Annotated in this window: 1 protein-coding gene; it reads right to left on the bottom strand. The window is 44.0% G+C overall.

The window, feature by feature from the left end:
* Positions 1 to 339 (bottom strand): hypothetical protein (locus tag ACVC08_RS00670; RefSeq protein WP_452600582.1); only part of this gene is annotated, 339 nt, incomplete at both ends.

Below are 339 nucleotides of genomic sequence, written 5' to 3'. Positions count from 1 at the left end.
TTGACGATAAGTTGTAGTTCTACAAAGCTTGCACAGTCTGTTGCGATAGTTGAGCTTTCTATTCGTACATAAATGGTTTGCATGTTAACCACAATGTTATTGTAAATGCCAGTGATGGCATTAATGTTGTTTTCTGCATCGGCCATGGTTTCATGGTAGGTGATGACTAATCCTGCTGTTACTCCACAGGCCACTTCGTTATCGGCTTGGGTTAAATCGAATTCTCCAAAGCCATCGCTGTCTGGGTCGCAGTATTCTAATGGTGTTGGGGTGCAGGCTACTGGGGCTTGCTCGACTTGTAAGGTTAGCGTTGTTGTATCATAACAGCCTGTGTTTACG

Source organism: Pontimicrobium sp. MEBiC06410 (genome assembly GCF_053601615.1).
This window is presented reverse-complemented; position numbering and strand designations above follow the sequence as displayed.